General features: G+C 74.2%; 17 protein-coding genes and 2 pseudogenes. 11 read left to right on the plus strand and 8 right to left on the minus strand.

The genetic code is table 11. The annotated features are described in order from the left end of the window. Window positions 1-6 precede the first annotated feature (6 nt). A complete protein-coding gene (locus ACFYTE_RS13230; protein ID WP_388708912.1) occupies window positions 7-1200 on the plus strand; it encodes a glycosyltransferase in 1194 nt (397 codons plus the stop codon). Window positions 1201-1207: 7 nt separating this feature from the next. Here the strand turns inward: ACFYTE_RS13230 and ACFYTE_RS13235 are convergent, their stop codons facing one another. Further along, on the minus strand, window positions 1208-2509 hold the full coding sequence (locus tag ACFYTE_RS13235) for a TerD family protein (RefSeq protein WP_388708914.1): 1302 nt from the start codon (window positions 2507-2509) through the stop codon (window positions 1208-1210). A gap of 300 nt (window positions 2510-2809) precedes the next feature. Between ACFYTE_RS13235 and ACFYTE_RS13240 the strand changes: the two genes are divergently transcribed. From ACFYTE_RS13240 to ACFYTE_RS13255, 4 genes are all read left to right on the plus strand, one after another. Next, the gene (locus tag ACFYTE_RS13240; protein WP_388708916.1) at window positions 2810-3244 is read left to right on the plus strand and encodes a DUF6643 family protein; all 435 of its coding nucleotides are present in this window, start codon (window positions 2810-2812) and stop codon (window positions 3242-3244) included. Window positions 3245-3287: 43 nt separating this feature from the next. Then, the gene (locus tag ACFYTE_RS13245; RefSeq protein ID WP_388708919.1) at window positions 3288-4112 is read left to right on the plus strand and encodes an MOSC domain-containing protein; all 825 of its coding nucleotides are present in this window, start codon (window positions 3288-3290) and stop codon (window positions 4110-4112) included. Between the two features lie 465 nt (window positions 4113-4577). Next, complete coding sequence (locus tag ACFYTE_RS13250; protein ID WP_388708922.1) at window positions 4578-5183, plus strand: hypothetical protein; 606 nt, start codon at window positions 4578-4580, stop codon at window positions 5181-5183. A 165-nt stretch (window positions 5184-5348) separates the two neighbouring features. Further along, a complete protein-coding gene (locus tag ACFYTE_RS13255) occupies window positions 5349-7790 on the plus strand; it encodes a right-handed parallel beta-helix repeat-containing protein (protein WP_388708925.1) in 2442 nt (813 codons plus the stop codon). A gap of 16 nt (window positions 7791-7806) precedes the next feature. On the opposite strand, the gene ACFYTE_RS13260 is transcribed toward ACFYTE_RS13255, so the two are convergent. Further along, window positions 7807-10179: a hypothetical protein gene (locus ACFYTE_RS13260; RefSeq protein ID WP_388708927.1), complete on the minus strand. Its 2373-nt coding sequence runs from the start codon at window positions 10177-10179 to the stop codon at window positions 7807-7809. A 295-nt stretch (window positions 10180-10474) separates the two neighbouring features. Here ACFYTE_RS13260 and ACFYTE_RS13265 point away from each other — a divergent pair, with 295 nt between their 5' ends. Both ACFYTE_RS13265 and ACFYTE_RS13270 read left to right on the plus strand, forming a co-directional pair. Then, window positions 10475-11308, plus strand: coding sequence for a DeoR/GlpR family DNA-binding transcription regulator (locus ACFYTE_RS13265; protein WP_388708929.1), 834 nt, complete (start codon window positions 10475-10477; stop codon window positions 11306-11308). 80 nt (window positions 11309-11388) lie between these two features. After that, window positions 11389-11880 carry an SRPBCC family protein gene (locus ACFYTE_RS13270; protein WP_388708932.1) on the plus strand — a complete coding sequence of 164 codons (492 nt, stop codon included), beginning with the start codon at window positions 11389-11391 and terminating at the stop codon, window positions 11878-11880. A 327-nt stretch (window positions 11881-12207) separates the two neighbouring features. Here ACFYTE_RS13270 and ACFYTE_RS13275 read toward each other — a convergent pair whose 3' ends face one another. Further along, window positions 12208-13332 (minus strand): PLP-dependent cysteine synthase family protein, encoded by a 1125-nt coding sequence (locus tag ACFYTE_RS13275; RefSeq protein ID WP_388708934.1) that lies wholly within the window; start codon window positions 13330-13332, stop codon window positions 12208-12210. A gap of 360 nt (window positions 13333-13692) precedes the next feature. Here ACFYTE_RS13275 and ACFYTE_RS13280 point away from each other — a divergent pair, with 360 nt between their 5' ends. Then, complete coding sequence (locus ACFYTE_RS13280; protein ID WP_388708936.1) at window positions 13693-14016, plus strand: hypothetical protein; 324 nt, start codon at window positions 13693-13695, stop codon at window positions 14014-14016. A 182-nt stretch (window positions 14017-14198) separates the two neighbouring features. After that, on the plus strand, window positions 14199-14744 hold the full coding sequence (locus ACFYTE_RS13285) for an ATP-binding protein (protein ID WP_388708938.1): 546 nt from the start codon (window positions 14199-14201) through the stop codon (window positions 14742-14744). Between the two features lie 26 nt (window positions 14745-14770). On the opposite strand, the pseudogene ACFYTE_RS13290 reads toward ACFYTE_RS13285, so the two are convergent. The 3 genes and pseudogenes from ACFYTE_RS13290 to ACFYTE_RS13300 all read right to left on the minus strand — a co-directional run. After that, window positions 14771-14962 (minus strand): annotated as a pseudogene (locus ACFYTE_RS13290) (hypothetical protein); the annotation flags it as partial. Window positions 14963-15060: 98 nt separating this feature from the next. Then, window positions 15061-16308, minus strand: a complete 1248-nt coding sequence (locus ACFYTE_RS13295; protein WP_388708941.1) for an ROK family protein — start codon at window positions 16306-16308, stop codon at window positions 15061-15063. Between the two features lie 49 nt (window positions 16309-16357). Further along, window positions 16358-17009: pseudogene (locus tag ACFYTE_RS13300) on the minus strand (alpha-ketoglutarate-dependent dioxygenase AlkB family protein). A 173-nt stretch (window positions 17010-17182) separates the two neighbouring features. Here ACFYTE_RS13300 and ACFYTE_RS13305 point away from each other — a divergent pair. Next, window positions 17183-18316: a methyltransferase gene (locus ACFYTE_RS13305; RefSeq protein WP_388708944.1), complete on the plus strand. Its 1134-nt coding sequence runs from the start codon at window positions 17183-17185 to the stop codon at window positions 18314-18316. A gap of 374 nt (window positions 18317-18690) precedes the next feature. Here the strand turns inward: ACFYTE_RS13305 and ACFYTE_RS13310 are convergent, their stop codons facing one another. Then, a complete protein-coding gene (locus tag ACFYTE_RS13310; protein WP_388708948.1) occupies window positions 18691-19560 on the minus strand; it encodes a ketose-bisphosphate aldolase in 870 nt (289 codons plus the stop codon). Between the two features lie 23 nt (window positions 19561-19583). Continuing rightward, complete coding sequence (locus ACFYTE_RS13315; protein WP_388708951.1) at window positions 19584-20465, minus strand: SIS domain-containing protein; 882 nt, start codon at window positions 20463-20465, stop codon at window positions 19584-19586. Window positions 20466-20601: 136 nt separating this feature from the next. Between ACFYTE_RS13315 and ACFYTE_RS13320 the strand changes: the two genes are divergently transcribed. Further along, complete coding sequence (locus ACFYTE_RS13320) at window positions 20602-21381, plus strand: DeoR/GlpR family DNA-binding transcription regulator (protein WP_388708953.1); 780 nt, start codon at window positions 20602-20604, stop codon at window positions 21379-21381. The last annotated feature ends 82 nt before the right edge of the window (window positions 21382-21463 follow it).

Consider the following 21463-nt stretch of genomic DNA (forward strand, 5'->3'; position numbering starts at 1 on the left):
CGTCCGGTGGGGCAGACTGCGCGGGTGAGTGCCCTCCTGTGGATCGCTGCCGTATCGCTGGCCGCCTGGCTGTGGCTGTTGCTGTGTCAGGGCCGCTTCTGGCAGACGGACGTCCGCCTTCCGCCGCGCCGGGACCCGGGCGACTGGCCGTCGGTGTGCGTGGTCGTGCCGGCCCGCGACGAGGCCGCGGTGCTGCCGTCGAGCCTGCCGTCCCTGCTGGCACAGGAGTATCCGGGGCGGGCCGAGGTCTTCCTGGTCGACGACGGCAGCTCGGACGGCACCGGAGAGCTGGCCCGGGAACTGGCCCGGCGGCACGGCGGGCTGCCGCTGACGGTGGACTCGCCCGGCGAGCCGCCCGCGGGCTGGACGGGCAAGCTGTGGGCGGTGCGCCACGGCATCGTGCTGGCACGCGCGCGTGACCCCGAGTACCTGCTCCTGACGGACGCGGACATCGCGCACGCGCCGGACAGCCTGCGGCACCTGGTGGCGGCGGCGCGCACCGGCGGCTTCGACGTCGTCTCGCAGATGGCCCGGCTGCGCGTGGAGAGCCTGTGGGAGCGCCTGGTGGTGCCCGCCTTTGTGTACTTCTTCGCGCAGTTGTATCCGTTCCGCCGGATCGGGCGGCGCGGGGCGCGCACGGCGGCCGCGGCGGGCGGTTGTGTGCTGCTGCGCGCGGAGACGGCGGAGCGGGCGCGCATCCCCGACGCGATCCGGCACGCCGTCATCGACGACGTGGCGCTCGCGCGGGCCGTGAAGGGCGGCGGGGGGCACATCTGGCTGGGGCTCGCCGAGCGGGTGGACAGCGTGCGCCCCTATCCGCGGCTGCACGATCTGTGGCGGATGGTCTCGCGCAGCGCGTACGCGCAGCTGCGGCACAACCCGCTGCTGCTCCTCGGCACGGTCGCCGGGCTGGCGCTGGTGTACCTCGTGCCGCCCGTGGCGCTGGTCGCGGGCGCGGCGACGGGGAGTACGGCCGCCGCGGTGACCGGTGCCCTGGCGTGGCTGGTGATGACGGGGACGTATGTCCCGATGCTCCGCTACTACCGTCTGCCGCCGTGGCTCGCCGTGTCGCTGCCGCTCACCGCGTTCCTGTATCTGCTCATGACGGTCGACTCGGCGGTGCAGCACTACCGGGGGCGCGGAGCGGCCTGGAAGGGCCGTACGTACGCGCGTCCCGACGCCGTGCCCGACGAGGGCTGAGGGTCCGTCACTTGCGGCCGGGTGTCCAGTTCATGCCCCATCCGTAGGCGTGGTCGACGGTCCGTTGCGGGCTCACGCCGCGCTCCGGCACCAGGTACCGGGCCTCGCGCCGGACCACCAGGTCGGCGCCGGTGTTGGTGATCAGGGCGAGCGCGCACACCGTCGAGGGCACCGTGCACTCGTCGAGCGAGAACTCGACGGGCGCGCCGTACTGGGGCTGCAGGGTGACGGTGGCGTGCAGGTCGGCGAAGGAGGAGGCGCCCTCGTAGATGGTCACGAAGACGAGGATGCGCCGGAAGTCCCGGGTGTGGTCGAGGTTGACGGTGAGGTTCTCGCCGCTCGCCGAGGCGCCGGTGCGGTCGTCGCCGTCGAGGTGGATGTACGGGGGCCGGTGCAGCGAACCGAAGGCGTTGCCGAGGGCCTGGACGACCCCTTTGCGGCCGTCGGCGAGTTCGTACAGGGCGCACAGGTCGAGGTCGGTGTGCGCGGCGCCGCGCCGGCGGCCCCATCCGGAGAGCTGCTTGTGGACCTGCCAGTTGAGGTTGACCCGCAGGGCGCCGGACGTGCCGCCCTGCTTGGCCAGCGAGACGGAGGGGGCCGCCTTGGTGAGCGTGACCTTGCTGAGGCGTACGGGCGCGGCGGCCGGCGGCGGGGGCAGCGGGACCGGCGGACCCGCGGGCGGCGGTGCGGTCACCGCGGGCGGCGGGCTCTGCGGACGCGGCGGGGTGCCGGGTGATGGTGTCGTCGAGGGGGCGGGCGGTGCCGCGTGCTGCGGCTCGTCCACGGTGATCCCGAAGTCCGTGGCCAGACCCTCAAGTCCGCTGCTGTAGCCCTGGCCGACGGCGCGGAACTTCCAGCCGCTCTGGCGGCGGTAGAACTCGCCGAGCACGAAGGCGGTCTCGACGGTCGCGCCCGTGCTGTCGAAGCGGGCGACCGTGTCGCCCCGGGCGGCGTCCGTAACCGCGATGTACAGGTCGGGCACCCGGCCGAAGGGCCCGCCGTCAGCGGAGGCGGCGAGGACCACGCGTTCGACGGCGGGCTCCACGCGCGCGAGGTCCACGAAAAGGGTGTCGGTCACCCTCCCCGCGGCATTGCGTTTGCCTTCGTGGCGGACCGCCCCCGAGGAGTGCGCGGGCTGGTTGTAGAAGACGAAGTCTCCGTCCGAGCGCACCTTTCCCGCCACCAGCAGGAGGGCCGAGGCGTCCACGTCCGGGACCCCTGGTCCCGGACGCCAGCCCAATTCGACCCGCAGCGCCGTCGTGGGCACCGGCGCATTCGATCCTTTCGGCATTGACATGTCCGCCCCCATCACCTGGTCGCCGCCGGGCCGTGTCCCGGCCGTCCCTTGCCTGTCACTTGCCGTCTCTTGCCATCCCTACCCCGCCAACCTATTGCGGGGGGCGGCGAACTCCCAGGAGCGGCACGGAATCACCGCCGTCCAACCCCCGGTAACCTGCCGGGAACTCGGCCTTTACACGATTCAAACGCGGACCGCCGCCCCTTTTTCCCACGTTCGCTCGGATTGGGGATCCCGCGTCATCGCCGACACGGAAAACAACCCTCTTATCGGTCTCCCCAACCAGCACATCGTGGGCTTAACTTATGTGCCATGACCTCCCCCCGCTCCACTTATGGCGGCGGCTACTACTCCGCCTCCTTCCCGGACACCCCGATCTACGACTCGCTCGTGGCCGAGCGGGGCACCCCGCAGATCGCCCCGATCCGGGTCCCCGCGGCCTACGACACGCCCGGCAGCAACCTGCCCGCGCTGCCGTCGGCCCTGCCCGCGCTCCCGGCGGGTCCCTCCCAGCCCGCACCCCACTACGGCTACCCGCAGGCGCCGCAGCCCGCTCCGTTGCAGCAGGCACCCACGGCGTACATCCCGCAGCAGGCCACCGCCCCGCGCGGCTACCCCGGTCAGCAGCCCCCGCGGCCGATGACGCAGGGCACCGGCTACGAGGCGATGCGCCCCGCGGCCCCCCGGCCCGCGCCGGCTCCGTACCAGGACCCGTACAACAACCAGCAGCAGTACCGCGGCTACTGACCGGTCTTCCCTGGCCGCCGGTGCCTGCTGGCACGATGACGCCATGGGGAACGGCACGCTGCACTCGATCCACGTCCATCCGGTCAAGGCGTTCCGGGGCGTTTCGCCCCGGGAGGCCGCCGTGGAGCCCTGGGGGCTGGCCGGAGACCGGCGCTGGGCGCTGATCGACGACGGGGGAAAGGTCGTCACACAGCGCGAGGAACCACGCCTCGCGCTGGCCGCCGCCGAGCCCGTGGCCGGCGGCGGCGTCCGTCTGTCCGCGGCCGGGAGGGCGCCGCTGACCGTGCCGGTCCCGGCGCCCGGGGGCACGGTGCCGGTGACCGTCTTCGGCACCAAGGTGGAGGCCGTCCCCGCGGACGCCGCCGCACACGCCTGGTGCGCCGGCTTTCTGGGGGCGGACGTCCGCCTGGTCCACCTGGACGACCCGGCCACGCGCCGCCCGGTCGACCCGGACCACGCACTGCCCGGTGAGACGGTCAGCTTCGCCGACGGCTATCCGCTGCTGGTGACCACGCTCGCCTCCCTCGACGCCCTCAACTCCCTGGTGGCCCAGGGCGATCACGCACAGGAGGGCCCGCTGCTCATGAACCGCTTCCGGCCGAGCGTGGTCGTGGCCGGCACGCGGCCCTGGGCCGAGGACGACTGGTCGGGCATCGCCATCGGCGAGGTGGTCTTCCGGGTCGCCAAGCCCTGCGGGCGGTGCGTCGTGACGACGACCGACCAGGGCACCGCCACGCGCGGCGTGGAACCCCTGCGCACGCTGGCGCGCCATCGCCGCATCGGCCGCTCGCTGGTCTTCGGCCAGAACCTGGTGCCCCGCTCGACCGGCACCATCCGGGTCGGCGACCCGGTGCGCATCCTCGCCTGAGCACACCGTGGAAGGGCCGTGATGCGCCGTCGGCCGACCGCTGCGGCGTCGAGGCCGGTCGGGCCCGCGCGGCGGAGCAGCATGGCGATATGGCCCGACGCCCCTTCGGGGCGCTCGGCCGGGCGCGATTTCAAGATCTTCAGGGCACTTCCGGGGCGTGGTGCGGGGCGGGGACGTCGAGACGCCGCGCCCCTGGCCGGACGCCGGAACGCGGCGCCGGGACCCTCGCCGGACGCGCTGCCGCCGAGCCGGGGCCGCCTCCTGACGGACGGTCCGTGCCGGCTCGATCCCGTCCTCGTGGGAACCCGGCGCCGTCACCCGGTCGTTGCGAAGTCGTGAGAAGTTCATGAGAGGTCCCGGTCGAAGAGGCGCGGGAGCGGAGGTGATTTCGCTCTCTCTTCGGCCGGGCCCGCGGATGAACGCTCCGCGAGGGGTTATCACGGAGCGGGAAGGGGGTGCGGAAGGTTGCGGGCAATCAGCGGTCTGTGGCGCTGGCGGCACAACCCACTGCGCCGCACGACCGATCTGGCCGAGGCCTGGCTGGCCCTCGGAGCGCTGCTGCTGATCGCGGTGGCCGCACCCGTGGCCGGCTCGTTCGTCGGCACCGCGGCGCAGGACGCTCTCCAGCGGTCGGTGCGGGCCCAGCAGCAGTCCCGGCATCTGATCACGGCGACCGTGGTGCGCAAGCTGGGCGACGCCGTGCCGGAGCCCGCCCCGGACGCCCCCCTCGGCCAGGACCCGCGCAGCCGCGTCCTGGCCGAGTGGACCTCCCCGGACGGCACCCGGCAGCACGGCCCGGCCCTGTCGCGCCTGACCTCCCCGCACCCGGGCGACCACTTCACGCTGTGGACGGACGCACACGGCCGCGTGGTCGCCCGCCCGCTGGACTCCGTGACGGCGACGACCCACGCGGTGCTGGCCGGGTTCGGCGCGGCGCTGCTGACGGCGGGAGTGGTCGAGGGCGCCAGACGGATGATCGTCTGGCGCATGGTCCGCCGTCGGTACGCGCGCTGGGACCAGGCATGGGACCGGGCGGGCCCGGACTGGGGCAAGGCAGGCACCGGCAGTTGACAGCCTGCCGCCTCTGGTCATCCCACCGCCCGCGCGCACGCTACGGTGGACCGGCCGAGACACTCGGCGACGACCCGCGCGCGACGCGCCGCAGGGGCCGCGGCACCGGCCGTGCGCCCCGAGGCGAAGGAGCCACGTACCACGAGGTGGGGGCACAGCAACGCCATGGCACAGGGCACGGTCCAGGTGACGCACACCGGCACATCGCGCTGGCGGCGCCGCACGGGTGAGTACGCTTCGCTCGCCGCCGCCCTGGAGGCCGCCGCCGACGGCGATGTCCTCACCGTCGCTCCCGGCACCTACCGGGAGAACCTGGTGATCCAGCGGGCGGTGACGCTGCGCGGCCCCGAGGGCTCGCCGGGCTCGGTGCGGATCGCCCCCGTCGACGGGGTGCCGCTGACGGTGCGCGCCTCGGCCGTGGTGCACGACCTCCTCGTGGAGGGCCAGGATGCCGCCGCGCCCGCGCTGCTCGTCGAGGAGGGCACCCCCGAACTGCGGGACGTGCGGGTCGTCACCCGGTCCGCCTCGGGCCTGGAGGTGCGCGGCACCGCCCGCCCGACCGTGCGGCGCTGCACCGTGGACAACCCCGCGGGCATCGGCATCGCCGTACTCGACGGCGGTGCCGGGGTGTTCGAGGACTGCGAGGTGGTGGCGGCCGGTCAGGCGGGCGTCGCGGTGCGCGGCGGCGCGCACCCCCGGCTGGAGCGCTGCCGGGTGCACCACGCCTCGGGCGTGGGCCTGACGGTGACGGGCGAGAACTCCGCGCTGGAAGCGGTGGGTTGCGAGGTCTACGAGGTGCGCGGGGCCGGTGCCCAGGTCACCGCGCGGGCCACGGCACACCTCACCGACTGCGATGTGCACCGCACGGCGGCGGACGGTGTCACGCTCGACACGGACGCCGTGCTGACCCTCGCCGACTGCCGCATCCACGACATCCCGGAGAACGCGGTCGATCTGCGCTCCCGTTCGGTGCTCACGCTGACCCGGACGACGGTGCGGCAGTTCGGGCGCAACGGCCTGTCGGTGTGGGACCCGGGCACCCGCGTGGACGCCAACCAGTGCGAGATCTTCGACAGCACGGGCGACTACCCCGCGGTGTGGGTGAGCGACGGCGCGACCGCGGTGCTCGACTCCTGCCGGGTGCACGACGTGCCGGACGCCCTGTTCGTCCTGGACCGCGGCTCCCGCGCGGACGTGGTGGACAGCGATCTGTCCCAGGTGCGCAACACCGCCGTGTCGGTCAGCGACGGGGCGACCGCGCAGCTCGACGACTGCCGCATCCGGGAGGCCGCCACCGGCGCCTGGTTCCGCGACCACGGCAGCGGCGGCACGCTCAACAACTGCACCCTGGACGGCACCCAGACCGGCGTGATCGTCACCAAGGGCGCGGATCCCACGATCGAGCGGTGCACGGTGGACGGTCCCGCGGAGGCCGGCTTCTATGTGTCGGCCGGGGGCCGCGGCAGCTTCCTGGGCTGCCGGGTGACGGGCAGCGGCGGCTACGGCTTCCATGTGATAGACGGCTGTCGTACGACGCTGAAGAAGTGCCGCACGGAGCGCTGCGCGCGCGGCGGCTACGAGTTCGCGGAGGGCGGCCCCGACGCGGGTTCCGGCACGGGACCGGTCGTGGAGGACTGCACCAGCGACGAGAGCGGCGGCGGGCTCAGGCCGCCCGTGGCCCGGGAGACCGCCGTGCAGGCGACCGGTGCCTCGGCCGGACTGCTGGGCTCGATCCCCGGGCAGCGCAGCAGCGAGCAGGAGCCGCTGGTCGCCGCCGCGGAGCCGGAGCGGCCGGCGCGGACCTCCCAGGACGTGCTCGGTGAACTCGACGCCCTCGTGGGCCTGGAGAGCGTCAAGCGGGAGGTCCGCGCGCTCACCGACATGATCGAGGTGGGCCGGCGCCGCCGTGAGGCGGGTCTGAAGGCGGCCTCGGTCAAGCGCCATCTGGTCTTCACCGGCTCCCCCGGCACCGGCAAGACCACGGTGGCCCGGCTCTACGGCGAGATCCTCGCCTCCCTCGGTGTGCTGGAGAAGGGGCACCTCGTCGAGGTGTCCCGGGTCGACCTGGTCGGCGAGCACATCGGGTCCACCGCGATCCGCACCCAGGAGGCCTTCGAACGGGCGCGCGGCGGTGTGCTGTTCATCGACGAGGCGTACGCGCTCTCGCCGCAGGACGCCGGCCGGGACTTCGGCAAGGAGGCCATCGACACCCTGGTCAAGCTGATGGAGGACCACCGGGACGCGGTGGTGGTGATCGTCGCGGGCTACACGGCGGAGATGGAACGGTTCCTGACCGTCAACCCGGGTGTGGCCTCCCGCTTCTCCCGCACCATCACCTTCGGCGACTACGGGCCCGACGAGTTGCTGCGGATCGTGGAGCAGCAGGCCGACGAGCACGAGTACCAGCTGGCGCAGGGCGCGTCGGAAGCGCTGCTGAAGTACTTCACGGTGCTTCCCAAAGGTGCCGCGTTCGGCAACGGCCGCACCGCCCGGCAGACGTTCGAGGCGATGGTGGAGCGGCACGCGAGCCGGGTCGCCCAGCTCACCGAGCCGAGCACGGACGACCTGACGCTGCTGTACCCGGAGGACCTGCCGGATCTGCCCTGAACGCAGCCGGCCCCGGTCAGGCCGCCGGTTCGGGGCGCTGGCCGGGTACCTCCGGCCGCAGCCGGGCCAGCAGCCGCTCCCGTTCCTCGGCGAACGCCGGGTCGGCCTGGTAGTCGGAGTGGCCGAGGATGGGCGCGGGCAGCGGATGCCGGGGGGTGCGGCCGTAGGCGAGGGGGTCCTTCAGCGGCCCGCGGTCCACGTCCGGGCCGCAGTCGCCGGGCAGCCGCACCGGGCCGCCGATGGGGTCGGTGAGTCGGTAGAGGTTGCGCCAGCAGGCCACCTCGCGGTGCAGGGAGCCGAGTTCGGCGGGGCCGAAGTAGGCGGGGAACCAGCGGCCGTACAGGCGCTCCAGCGGGGAGCCGTAGGTGAGCAGGGCGACCCGCTTGCGCACGGACGGCGTCAGCTGCCAGGCCGCGGCTGCCGCGAGGACGCTGCCCTGGGAGTGCCCGGAGATCACCAGGCGTCCCCCGGTGCGCTGCGTCCAGGTCGCCATCCGCCAGGTCAGGTCGGGCACCGCGCGCTCGGCGTAGCAGGGCGGCGCGAAGGGGTGGGCGGCGCGCGGCCAGAAGGTGCCGACGTCCCACAGGATGCCGATGGTGCGCCGTGCGGAGGCGTCCTTGTAGGCGCGCCGCCCCCAGGTGACGAAGAGGACGAAGCCGAGCCCGATCAGCCAGGAACCCAGTGCCTGCGCGGTCTCGGCCGCGCCGCGCACGACGGCGTAGGTGTGCGCGGCGGCCTGCCCGGGGGTCTTCCCGGTGTCCAGGCCGCCCACCAGTGCTCCGGCGCCGAGCAGCAGCGTGGTCACGGAGACGACGGCGACGAGCAGGGGCGCCCGGTCGGTGAGCGCGGCCATCGCCCGGGTGCGCGCGATACGGCGGGTGGTGGCCGGGTCGGCCGGCTCCTTCGGGTAGTCGAGCCGCACCGTGCTCCGTTCGGCGCTGCTGAGCCGCCAGGTGCGCCAGGACAGCCAGCCGACCAGCGCCAGCAGCGCCACCAGGAGCGGCGGGATGACGGATGCCTGCCAGGTCAGCAGCACGGGCGGGCCGTCGATGGAGGAGCCGGTGCCGTCCAGCCAGTCGGCGACGCGCTGGGCGACGCCGCCCGACATCACGCCGCCCAGCGCGCAGGCCAGCAGCGCGACGGCGGGCCCGCCCAGTCCGCGCATGGCGGCCCGCCGGCCGGCCGTGGCGTCCGCCTGCCCGGCGCGGCCGCGGCCGGGGAGCGGGGTGCGGTGCAGCAGATGGGCGACCACGGCGATGACGATCACCAGCAGGCCCTGTACCAGCACGAGGACGCCGAAGGTGGTGTCCCCCGACAGCCGCCCGGCCGACTGCCAATCCGGCCGGGACCAGCCCGCGTAGGGCAGTGCGAGGCCGAGCAGGACGAGGGCGGCCAGCGGCAGCCGGCGTACCAGGTGTTCGTCGAGTTCCCGGTCCAGGCGGTGCTCGCTGCGGCCGCGGCGGCACACCACCCAGAGCACGGCCGCCGCTGTGCCGCACAGCGCGGCGATCAGCAGCAGGCCGAGCGTGTCGAGGACGCCGGAGCCGCCCGGCCCGCGGTCGAAGCGGGCGGCCGGGGCGACGACCGCCGCCGCCACCGTCAGCAGGCCCGCGGCGGTGTGGGCGGCGCGCAGCCGGGCCACCAGCCGGCGCCCGTACCAGAAGCCGGGGCTGCCGAGCGCGGTGGGTCCGGTCTGTTCGTCCGGCTCGGGGTGGTGCGGCAGCGGCGGCTGGGACTCATAGGCGCTCCAGGTGCGCCGTGACAGGTACCAGAGCAGGTAGGTCAGGGCGGCCGGCACCAGGGCGGCCAGGGCGAGCCGGCGCCCGGGCAGGCTCCACCAGCCGTCGCCGGAGGCGGCGGGCGAGAGGAAACCCAGCCAGGAGTGGCGCGCGGCGCACGCCTGGACGCCGGCGCACTGCCAGGCCACGAGGTCCAGGGCGACCTCGCAGGCCGCCGCCACCAGCAGCACCGTCAGGGTGAGGCCCGCGAGCCGCACCAGCAGCCCGTACAGCCGTACCGTCCGCCGGTGGCCCCGGGTGGCGGGCCGCATCCAGTGGGCGAGGTTGACGACCATGAAGGGCAGCAGCAGGAGCCACAGGGCGCGGGCGCTGTTGCCCGAGGTGAGGTTGCACCAGACGTAGGCCTCGGGGACCGGTCCGTCCCGGTACTCCTCGGGCCGGTCCTCCGCGTCCACGTCCGCGGCGCGGCGGAAGACGGCGGCCGTGTCGTCACCGGTGATCCGCACCGTGCACGGATCGTCGAGCATCTCCTCGGGTGTGGTGCCCCCCACCCCGTGGACCAGGAGTTCCAGGTCGGCCGGTGCCGTCCCGGGCGGCGTCCCGGGGCCGTCCGCCCCGTCCGTCGCGGTCTGCTGCTGCGCACGCTCCACTGTTCTGGCTCTTCTTCCATGACGCGCCGACGGCTTGTGCCCGAGCGGCGTCCAGGATCTCTCCGCTGCGGGTGCCGCGTACACCTCTCGTCACCGAATCTCCCCGGTCCGGGTGCCCGCCGGTAGAACGGACGGTGTCCGAAGGGTGGGTACGCGTCGGTGCGGGGGGTGGCGCAACGGGGAGCGACCCGTGGCAGGATGGGACGTCCGCGCACCGGAGGCGTGAGGGAACATCCTGGTCGCAGCGGGTGCGACGGGCGTGTCGGACGGCTGAGGCGAAAGGACCGGAGCGTACGTGAGCGAGAATCAGAACCTCCTCGCGGAGCAGCGCCGCGCCCTGATCCTGGACGAGGTCCGGCGCCGCGGCGGCGTCCGGGTCAACGAACTGACGCGCAGGCTCGGTGTGTCCGACATGACCGTGCGCCGCGACCTGGACGCGCTGGCCCGCCAGGGGGTCCTGGAGAAGGTGCACGGCGGTGCGGTGCCGGTCATCGAGGCGAGCACGCACGAGCCGGGTTTTGAAGCCAAGTCGGGGCTGGAGCTGAGCGCCAAGGAGGACATCGCGCGGGCCGCCGCCGAGCTGGTCGGGCCGGGCACCGCGATCGCCCTGTCGGGCGGCACGACGACCTATGCGCTGGCGCACCAGCTCCTCGAAGTGCCGGATCTGACGGTGGTGACCAACTCGGTGCGGGTCGCGGACGTCTTCCATGCCGCGCAGCGCACCTCGGGGCAGCGGGTGGGCGCGGCGACGGTCGTGCTGACCGGTGGGGTGCGTACCCCGTCCGACTCCCTGGTGGGGCCGGTGGCCGACCAGGCGATCGCCACGCTCCACTTCGACCTGCTGTTCCTCGGCGTGCACGGGATATCGGTGGAGGCCGGCCTGTCGACGCCGAACCTCGCGGAGGCCGAGACCAACCGGCGGCTGGTGCACTCGGCGCGGCGGGTGGTGGTGGTCGCGGATCACACCAAGTGGGGGACGGTGGGCCTGAGTTCGTTCGCGACCCTGGAGCAGGTCGACACGCTGGTCACCGACGCGGGGCTGCCGGCGGCGGCGCGTGCGGAGATCTCCGAGCATCTGCGCCGGCTGGTGGTGGCGGGGGCCCCGGCCGAAAACGCCGCAGACAACTGACGTTCCGTCAGCTAGGCTGGACGGGTCAGTACGGCCAACTCCCCGTTCGCCCCAGGGATTTCGCGAGGAGATTCGCGGTCATGGCTCACGGTCTGCGCCCGGTGGGGATCGACTTCGTCGAAACGGCCCCCGTACGCCTGGTGTTCACGCGCGAGATGGCCGCCGCGCCGGACGCCGTCTTCCGGGCGCTCGCCGATGACGTGTCCGGCTGGCCGCAGTGGTTCTCGGCGGTGGCGTCCGCCCGGGTGACCGAGGGCGGCCGGGAGATCCGGCTGCGGGGCGGCACGCGGTTCCAGGAGTCGGTGGTGGCGGCACGGGCTCCCGAGGTGTACGCGTACCGCGTCGACGTGACGAACACGCCGGGCGCCCGCGCCTGGATCGAGGAGTGGCGGCTCGCCCCGGCGGGCACCGGCACCCTCGTCCGGATGACGTTCGCCCTCGACGGGACGGGACTCTTCCGCGCCGCCGCCCGGCTGGCCCGCCCCGGCGTCGGCCGCGCGTTGCGCGACGCGGTCACCGCGCTGGACCACCGCCTGACCGACCGAAGACCACCGGATCCCACCCCCGCGTAGGAACACCTCCGAGGCCGAACTCCGTTTGGCACCGGCCCGGTTGGCGGTGGGCCCGGCGTCCGCGTTCCGTGACCGCTCATCGAACGGGCGACGCCGCGTCCCAGACCGGGCCCGCGCGACACGCGTCCCGGCAGGAGGACTCGTGGACCCGTTCGCCGACGCCGCCCGCGACGAGGGCGGCCCCGCAGCCGACGACGACCGTCACGACCCGGCCGACGGCGACCGTACGCGCCCCGGTCCTGGGAGCCGCAAGTGTCACCCGGCAGGGGGACGTGTCCTTAAGTACCGGTGCTCAGATCCGGCAGCGGCCGTCCTCAAGGCCGCACGTCAGCGCGGCCATGCCCCCGTGGCCAGCAGGGTGTCGATCGCGGACGTGTACGGCCCGATGTCCAGGCCCTGCTCCTTCAGCCAGGCGTCCGAGTAGTACTTGTCGAGGTAGCGGTCCCCCGGGTCGCACAGCAGGGTGACCACGCTCCCGGTGCTCCCCGCGGCGACCATCTCGGAGACGATCTTGAGCGCGCTCCACAGGCCGGTGCCCGTCGAGCCGCCCGCCTTGCGGCCGATGACCCGGTCCAGGGCCCGTACGGCGGCGACGCTGGCCGCGTCCGGGACCTTCATCATGCGGTCGATGACGCCGGGCACGAAGCTCGGCTCCATGCGGGGCCGGCCGATGCCCTCGATGCGCGAGCCGCAGTCGCAGGTGACGTCCGGATCGCCGGTGGTCCAGCCCTCGAAGAAGCACGAGTTCTCCGGGTCGGCGACGCAGACGCGGGTGTCGTACTGCATGTAGTGCACATAACGCGCGATCGTCGCCGAGGTGCCGCCCGTGCCCGCGGTGGCGACGATCCACGCCGGCTCCGGGAACCGCTCCAACTCCAGCTGGCGGAAGATCGATTCGGCGATGTTGTTGTTGCCGCGCCAGTCCGTGGCCCGCTCGGCGTAGGTGAACTGGTCCATGTAGTGACCGCCGGTCTCCACCGCGAGGCGGGCCGACTCCTCGTACATCTTCCGCGAGTCGTCGACGAAGTGGCACCGCCCGCCGTGGAACTCGATGAGGCGGCACTTCTCGGCGCTGGTCGTGCGGGGCATGACCGCGACGAAGGGGACGCCGATCAGCTTGGCGAAGTACGCCTCGGACACGGCCGTCGAACCGCTGGACGCCTCGATCACCGGCCGGCCGGGCCGGATCCAGCCGTTGCACAGGCCGTAGAGGAACAACGAGCGCGCCAGCCGGTGCTTGAGACTGCCGGTGGGGTGGGTCGACTCGTCCTTCAGATAGAGGTCGATGCCCCAGCCCTCGGGCAGCGGGAAGCGCAGCAGATGGGTGTCGGCGGAGCGGTTGGCGTCGGCCTGCACCTTGCGGACGGCCTCCTTCAGCCAGCCGCGGTAGGCGGCGTCGCTGCGGTCGGCGTCCAGGGTCTCACCGGTCCGGATCTGCGGGGTGATGCTCACGACGTGGCTCCTTCACACTGCGTACCGCCGACGCCCGCGGCGGCCGGCACCTCGATCATAGGCAGCTACCGCACCGCTTCCCACCTGCATAAACAGCCCTTTGGGCAGCTCAAAGGCGGCACGGGGGCATGATGCGCCGGACGCGCTGGGGGCGCATTGCGCCCCATGCTCCCCGTGCGACCCCTGTGCGGGCCTCGCGCACTGGTGCTCGGCGCCGGGTGCGGGCAGACTGCTCCGGGTGCGGGGGCCGTACTCCGTGCGAAGGCGCACAATGGATCACGGAACGAGCCGGACGACACCGGTCCCGCCCGGGGCGGGGCGCAGGGCCGGCGGGCGAGAGACGCGAGGGGGCGGGGAAGGATGGCGGAGCCGGAGTTCACGGCCACGGGCGTCCGGATAGACAAGCGGCTGCGGTCGCTCACCCGGGCCGGGCAGGTGCGGATCAGCGACGGCAGGGTGGAACTGCTCACCAGCTACGGCAGCGAGATCGACAGCGCGCCGGTGCAGGCGGTGCGCGCCTCCAAGCCCTGGTTCGCGCCGGACGACCGGGCGCTGGCCGACCTCAACGGCCACCGGTACCTGCTGACGCTGGGCGATCAGGACAGCGCGCCCGGCCGGACCGGCCCGCCCGCGGCGCGCCGGTTCATCGAGGCGGTGCGCCGGGCAGCGGGACGCGGGGACTGAGTCGCGGCGAGTTGCGCACTCCTGTGTCCTGGGTCACTCTGGTCTCACGTCACTCTGGGTTTACCGGCGATAACGCTGTGAACCAGCCCGCCGGACACAACAGCAGGCGACCGTGGACTCGGGGCGCCTCGCTGGATCCGTACTCCGTGTTCTTCCGGACCTCATGTCGGGGAGTCGCAGCCGTGATCAGTCACCCAAGCAGGCACTGCACGGTGGAGCTGCAAGCCCTGCCGTCGCGGATCGGCCAGATCCGCAGAATCGTATCTGCGCAGTTGCGCTACTGGCATCTGGATCCGTTGATCGACCGGGCGGCGCTCGGTGTCACGGAGTTGCTGACCAACGTCCACCAGCACGCCCGGCCCGACAAGTCGTGCACCGTGGTGATCGAGCTGCTGCCCGACCGGCTCACGGTCTCCGTGCGCGACCACGATCCACGACTGCCCGTGGCGGCCGACCTCAAGGACGTCGCACCGCTGGACACCTGCGGGCGCGGGCTCGCCATGGTGGCCGCGCTGAGCGAGAGCTGGGGCGCGCGACCGGACGGCGACGAGGGGAAGGTCGTGTGGTTCACGCTCCCGGCGGGCGCGGAGGCGAAACCGCGGCGGGCGGGCGCTCCGCGCCGTACGGCCCGGGAACGGCCCGCCCCCCGCCTCCCGGAGGTCGAACCCGTCGGCTGCGCACCCGCCGCCGCGCCACGTGCTCCCGCCCGGTCGGCCGTTGCCGGCTGACCGGGCGGTGACCTCCCCCGCACCCGTCACTCGGCGGCGATGGCCCGCAGCACGTCCAGGCGGGCCGCCCGCCGGGCCGGACGCAGTCCCGCGAGCCCTCCGGCGGCCAGGCCCACCAGCGCGACCACCCTGAGCCGCCCCGGCGCGAGCGCGAAGGCGAAGGCGAAGGCACTGTCGCTCGCGCCGTCCGCCGCCCGCACCAGCACCCAGCCGAGGAACCATGCCCTCGGCGCCGAGGCCGCGCAGCGATCCGCTGACCGTGCCGAGGCCGAAGGCGGATGCCGACCCGCGGGGCGCGGTGTGCGGTTCGGCTCGGTCAGGCCGGCTCGGTCAGGGCTGTCAGCGGGTCGTCCAGGACCGGTTGCCAGGCCAGTTCCGCCGCGCCGACCAGGCTGTTGTGGTCGAGGGTGCAGGGCAGGATCGGGACGCCGCCGCTCTGGCCCCACAGGCTGCGCTCGGCGACCACCGCGCGCAGCCGGTCCGGGTCGGCGTCCAGCAGGGTGCGGTGCAGGCCGCCGAGGATGATCCGGTCCGGGTTGAGGATGTTCACCAGGCCCGCGAGGCCGAGGCCCAGACGGTCGATCAGCGCCTCGGCCGCGGCGCGGACGGCCGGGTCGGCGTAGTGGTTGCGGACGAGGTCGTCGGCCTGCTGGAGCAGGGACACCTCGGGGCCGGGGGTGCGGCCCGCCTCCACGAGCAGCGCCAGCGGATCCGCCTCCACATCGAGGCAGCCGCGGCTGCCGCAGTGGCAGGGGCGGCCCTCGGGGTTCACCGTGAGGTGGCCGACCTCCAGCGCCAGGCCCGAACTGCCCGTGTGCAGACGCCCGTCGAGGACCAGCGCGCCACCCACCCCGCGGTGGCCGGTGGCCACGCACAGCAGGTCGCGCGCGCCACGGCCCGCGCCGTGCCGGTGCTCGGCGAGCGCGGCGAGGTTGACGTCGTTGGCCGCGAACGCCGGGCCGGTGATTCCGGCGGCCCGCACGCACTCGGCGAAGATGCGGCGCACCGGCGCGCCCACCGGCCAGGCGAGGTGCAGCGGGTTGAGGGCGAGACCCTCCGGTTCGGCCACCGCGGACGGCACGGCGAGCCCGGCGCCCACGCAGCGGCGGCCCGTGGCCCGGAGCAGTTCGGCGCCCGTCTCGACCACCGAGCCGAGCACCTTCGCCGGGTCGGCGGCGACGGTCCCGCAGCCCGGAGCGGTGGCCACGATCCGGCCGCCGAGGCCGACCAGCGCGGCCCGGAACCCGTCGGCGTGCACCTGCGCGGCGAGCGCCACGGGCCCGTCCTCGGCGACCTCAAGCCGGTGCGAGGGACGGCCCTGGGAACCGGCCGCCGCGGCCGGCCTCGGGTCGACCCGGATCAGACCCAGCGCCTCCAGCTCGGCGGCCACCGCGCCGGCGGTCGCCCGGGTCACGCCCAGTTCGGCGGTGAGCACGGCCCGGGTCGGCGCCCGTCCGGTGTGCACGAGCTCCAACGCGGGTCCGAGCGCCCCGCGCCCGCGGTCCAGCCGCGTCCTTGAGGTGGTCCCTTCCCCCGCCGCCCGGGGGTCCGCCTTGCCACTCATGGGGCTGAGTCTCCCATGATCCCCATGCGCTGCGGCCGGTAAGCGCAGCCTAGAAGCCGCTCACCCGCAGGGTGACGTTCAGCCGCCCGGTCAGGCCCAGCGCGGGCGGTGCCGTGCCCCGGGTGCACCCGGGGCACCCCGTGGTACGCGAGGCGGGACGCGCCGCCGAAGACGAACAGATCGCCGCTGCGCAACTCCACGTCCGTGTACGGCTTCGCCCGCGTCGCGGTGTTGCCGAAGCGGAAGACGCAGCTGTCGCCGAGGCTCAGCGACACCACCGGCGCGTCGGAGTCCTCGTCGGCGTCGCGGTGCATGCCCATGCGGGCGTCGCCGCCGTAGAAGTTGATCAGCGCGATGTCGTACGGCGCCGGCGCGACGGCCGCCGGGCCGAGCGCGTCGGCCACCGCCCGGCGGCCCAGCTCGTCCAGCCAGGCGGGGAAGGGCTTCACCGGTGCCCCGTCGCCGTCGACGGCGGTGCGCGCGTAGCCGTACGGATACCAGTGCCGGCCCAGGCACACCTGGCGCGCAGTCATGGTGCCGCCACGGGGCGTGCGGACGGTACGCAGTCCGGCGGGGGGACGCGCCCACTCGCGGCATGCCGTCAGCAGCTCGCGCCGGCGGCCGGCGTCCAGCCAGTCCGGCACGTGCACCGCGCCCGGCGCGATCTGGAGCCGCGCTCTGGGGAACAGTTCCGCCTCCATGGGTTCCATCCTGCCCGACCGGCCCCGGCGTCCGCAGGGGCGCGGGGAACGGCGCGACCGGCCACGATGCCGCCGCGGCCGGCCGACGGCGCGGCACGGCCCCGCCCGCCCGGCACGGCCCGGACCGGCACGGCCCGCGGAGCGCTTAGCCTGGATGCACGATGAACGACCGTATGACCACCCCATGGGGCGCGTTCGCGCTGTCCCGCTTCCCCGAAGATCCGCGTGACCGGCTGCGTGCCTGGGACGCGTCCGACGCGTATCTGCTGCGGCATCTGGCCGCGCAGCAGGTCCCGCTGTCCGGCACGGTCGTGGTCGTCGGCGACCGCTGGGGCGCGCTGGTGACGGCGTTGGCGGAGCACCGGCCGGTGCAGATCACCGACTCCTTTCTCGCTCAGGAGGCGACCCGGGCGAACCTCGCGCGGGCCGGGGTGCGGCCGGGTGCCGTGCGCCTGCTGACCACCCAGGATCCGCCGCCCGACCGCGTCGACGTGCTGCTGGTCCGGGTGCCGAAGAGCCTTGCCCTGCTGGAGGACCAGTTGCTGCGGCTCGCGCCCGCCGTGCACGCGGGCACGGTCGTCGTGGGCGCCGGCATGGTCAAGGAGATCCACACCTCGACGCTCCGGTTGTTCGAGCGGATCCTCGGCCCAACCCGTACCACGCAGGCCGAGCAGAAGGCGCGGCTGATCCTGTGCGCTCCGGACCCGTCCCTGGAGCGTCCCGCCGGCCCGTGGCCGTACCGCTACACGCTGCCCGACGGCATCGGCCCGGCCTCCGGGCGCCCCGTCGTCAACCACGCGGGCGTGTTCTGCGCCGACCGGCTCGACATCGGCACCCGGTTCTTCCTGCGGCATCTGCCGGAGCGCCGGGGCGCCCGCAGGGTCGTGGACCTGGGCTGCGGCAACGGCGTCGTCGGCACGGCGGTGGCGCTCGCCGATCCGGAGGCCGACGTGCTGTTCGTGGACGAGTCGTTCCAGGCGGTGGCGTCGGCGGAGGCGACCTACCGGGCCAACGGCGTGCCGGGCCACGCCGAGTTCCGGGTCGGGGACGGACTGTCCGGGGTGGCGGCGGACAGTGTGGACGTCGTGCTCACCAATCCGCCGTTCCACTCCCATCAGGCGCTCACGGACGCGACCGCGTGGCGGATGTTCACCGGTGCGCGGCGCGCGCTGCGGCCGGGCGGCGAGCTGTGGGTGGTCGGCAACCGGCACCTCGGCTACCACGTGAAGCTGCGGCGCCTGTTCGGCAACAGCCGACTCGTGGCCGGGGACCCGAAGTTCGTGGTGCTGAAGGCCGTCAAACGGTAGCCGCCGCGCCCAACCCCCAAGGCGTGCCGCCGAGTTCGCGTCGACCCTGCTTGCCGTAGGCGTGCGGGTCGGGGCCGGACGACGGACACGGTGACGTCCGGGGTGGACCGGGTCGAGGCCCCAACGGGCGGTGGACGCAGCCGAGTCCGGGGCGGTGGACGCAGCCGACGAGGGTGATGCGGGGCGTGACACCGCACACCCCGGCGGGCGCCACGAGGGGCGACTCGCCGGGGTGCGGGCGCGGGCACACGAGGCCCACACTCTCGGAGCCGACGAACCGGCAGATCAAGTCGGCGCGAACACGCGAGACCCACACCCTCGGAGCCGACGAAACGGCGGGTCAGGTCGGTGCGGACACGTGAGGCGTGCCGCCGTCAGGTGCCCGGGCGGCCGAGGACGCGGACGATCCGCGTCACCTCGCGGGCCATGGCGTCCCGGCCGACGCCCAGGTACGTGCGTGAGTCGACGGCCTCGGGGTGGGCGGCGAGGAAGTCGCGGATCGCGCCGGTCATCGCCACGTTCAGGGCGGTGCCGACGTTGACCTTGGCGATGCCGCCCGCGACCGCCGCGACCAGTTCGTCGTCCGGCACCCCGGAGGAGCCGTGCAGGACGAGCGGGACGGGCACGGCGGCGGCGAGCCGCCCGAGCAGACCGTGGTCGAGGGCCGCGGTGCGGCTGGTCATGGCGTGCACGCTGCCGACGGCGACGGCGAGGGCGTCGACGCCGGTGTCGGCGACGAAGGCGCGGGCCTCGTCGGGGTCGGTGCGGGCGCCGGGCGCATGGGCGTCCAGCGGCGCCCCGCCGCCCTGCCCCGCCTTGCCGCCCACCTCGCCCAACTCGGCCTCGATCCACAGCCCCCGGGTGTGCGCCCAGTCGGCGGCGACCCGGGTGGCGGCCAGGTTCTCGGCGTACGGCAGGCGGGCCGCGTCGTACATCACGGAGCCGAACCCGGCCCCGGACGTCTGGCGCAGCAGATCGTCGCTCTGCACATGGTCGAGGTGCAGGGCGACCGGTATGCCGGCCGCTTCCGCGGCGGCGACGGCCGCTCGGGCCAGCGGCAGCAGCCGGCCGTGACGGAAGCTGACCGCGTTCTCGCTGACCTGGAGGATCACGGGCGCGCCGGCCGCTTCGGCCCCCGCTACGACGGCTTCGATGTGCTCCAGGGTGATGACGTTGAACGCGGCGACGGCGGAACGTGTTCCGGCGGCGCGGGCGACCAGGTCGCCGGTGGCTGCGAGGGGCACGGTTACTCCTTACGGCGCGCGGGTCAGGGGGCGAGGATCACGGAGCGGGTGAGATGGCGCGGCCGGTCCGGGTCGAGGCCCCGGCGGGCGGCGACGGCCACCGCGAGCCGCTGGGCGCGGACGAGTTCGGCCAGCGGGTCGAGCGTGCCCTCGATCCATCGGCCGCCGGTACGGCGCACCTGTTCGGCGAGGCCTTCGGGCGCCTCGCCGAACATCCAGGTCGCCGTGGTGCTCGTGGTGACGCTGATGGGGCCGTGCCGGTACTCCATCGCCGGGTACGCCTCGGTCCAGGACAGTGCGGCTTCGCGCATCTTCAGCCCGGCCTCGTTCGCGAGGCCGACGGTCCAGCCGCGGCCGAGGAAGGTGAACTGCGTGCAGTCGACCAGCCCTTCGGGCAGCGGGGCGGACAGCGCGGCACGGGCGTCGGCGACGACGGCGTCGGTGTGCAGGCCCAGGTGGGCGCGGAGCAGGGTGAGCGCGGTGGTGGCGAACCGGGTCTGCACGACGGAGCGTTCGTCGGCGAAGTCCAGCGCTACGACCTCGTCGGCGGCCGTCCGCACGGGGGTGTCCGCATCGGCGGTGACGGCGGTGGTGCGGGTGCGGCCGCGCAGCCGTTCCAGCAGGTCCAGCACCTCGGTGGTGGTGCCGGAGCGGGTGAGCGCGACGACCCGGTCGTATGCGCGGCCGTAGGGGAACTCGGACGCGGCGAAGGCGTCCGTCTCGCCCTGGCCCGCGCCCTCGCGCAGAGCGGCGGCGGCCTGCGCCATGAAGTACGAGGTGCCGCAGCCGACGATCGCGACCCGCTCCCCCGCCGCGGGCAGCGCTCCGCCGTGCCGCGGCGCCGCCTGTGCCGCCCGCGTCCAGCACTCGGGCTGGCTGTTCAGCTCGTCCTCGACATGGGTCATGCCGTACCCCTCCATCGTTCTGCGTGTTCCTGCAAGATATAGCGAACTTTCGAGCACAATCAAGCATTCATTGGCGTGATCGGTGCGCTAGGGTCACCGCAGGACGGACAACGGGACGGTATGACGGAGGCTGCGGATGTCGCGCGACGCCCGCTGGAAGGCGCTGCTGGAACTGCTCGTCGAGCGTGGCCGGCTGGACGTCGAGGAGGCGGCGGCCGAACTGGAGGTCTCGGCGGCGACGATCCGGCGCGACTTCGACCAGCTCGCCGAGCAGCAGATGCTGGTGCGCACCCGGGGCGGTGCGGTGGTGCACGGCGTCTCGTACGAGCTGCCGCTGCGCTACAAGACCGCCCGCCGGGCCTCGGAGAAGCAGCGCATCGCCCGTGCGGTGGCCGCTCTCGTCGCGCCCGGCGAGGCGGTGGGCCTGACCGGCGGCACCACCACGACGGAGGTGGCCCGCGCCCTGGCCGTGCGCGCCGACCTCGCCACCGGTTCACCGGCGCTGACGGTCGTCACCAACGCGCTGAACATCGCCAACGAGCTGGCCGTGCGGCCCCAGTTCAAGATCGTGGTGACCGGCGGGGTCGCACGACCGCAGTCGTACGAACTGATCGGCCCGCTCGCGGACGGGGTGCTCGGTCAGATCACGCTCGACGTGGCGGTGCTCGGGGTGGTCGCCTTCGACATCGCGCACGGCGCCGCGGCGCACGACGAGGCGGAGGCGGCCACCAACCGGCTGCTGTGCGAGCGTGCCGAGCGGGTGGTGGTCGCCGCCGACTCCAGCAAGCTGGGGCAGCGGGCGTTCGCCCGGATCTGCGCGGCCGAGGACGTGGACACACTCGTCACGGACGCGGCGGTGGCAGCGCAGACGGTGCGCCTGTTCGAGGAGGCGGGGATCCGGGTCCTCGCCGTGTGAACGGCGCACCGGGGCGCACCGGGCGGCGGTGCGGGAGGCGCCGCCGGCGGTGCGCGAACGGCACGGCGGATGGCGGCTGCCG

It is taken from the genome of Streptomyces sp. NPDC004629 (assembly GCF_042873595.1).
In the GTDB taxonomy this organism is placed as follows: domain Bacteria; phylum Actinomycetota; class Actinomycetes; order Streptomycetales; family Streptomycetaceae; genus Streptomyces.

Bases quoted from the DNA above. Each gene is read 5' to 3' on its own strand.
- ACFYTE_RS13235 (WP_388708914.1), bottom strand. From the start codon at position 2,509: ATGGGGGCGGACATGTCAATGCCGAAAGGATCGAATGCGCCGGTGCCC.
- ACFYTE_RS13240 (WP_388708916.1), top strand. From the start codon at position 2,810: ATGACCTCCCCCCGCTCCACTTATGGCGGCGGCTACTACTCCGCCTCC.
- ACFYTE_RS13245 (WP_388708919.1), top strand. From the start codon at position 3,288: ATGGGGAACGGCACGCTGCACTCGATCCACGTCCATCCGGTCAAGGCG.
- ACFYTE_RS13255 (WP_388708925.1), top strand. From the start codon at position 5,349: ATGGCACAGGGCACGGTCCAGGTGACGCACACCGGCACATCGCGCTGG.
- ACFYTE_RS13270 (WP_388708932.1), top strand. From the start codon at position 11,389: ATGGCTCACGGTCTGCGCCCGGTGGGGATCGACTTCGTCGAAACGGCC.
- ACFYTE_RS13280 (WP_388708936.1), top strand. From the start codon at position 13,693: ATGGCGGAGCCGGAGTTCACGGCCACGGGCGTCCGGATAGACAAGCGG.
- ACFYTE_RS13295 (WP_388708941.1), bottom strand. From the start codon at position 16,308: ATGAGTGGCAAGGCGGACCCCCGGGCGGCGGGGGAAGGGACCACCTCA.
- ACFYTE_RS13305 (WP_388708944.1), top strand. From the start codon at position 17,183: ATGACCACCCCATGGGGCGCGTTCGCGCTGTCCCGCTTCCCCGAAGAT.
- ACFYTE_RS13315 (WP_388708951.1), bottom strand. From the start codon at position 20,465: ATGACCCATGTCGAGGACGAGCTGAACAGCCAGCCCGAGTGCTGGACG.
- ACFYTE_RS13320 (WP_388708953.1), top strand. From the start codon at position 20,602: ATGTCGCGCGACGCCCGCTGGAAGGCGCTGCTGGAACTGCTCGTCGAG.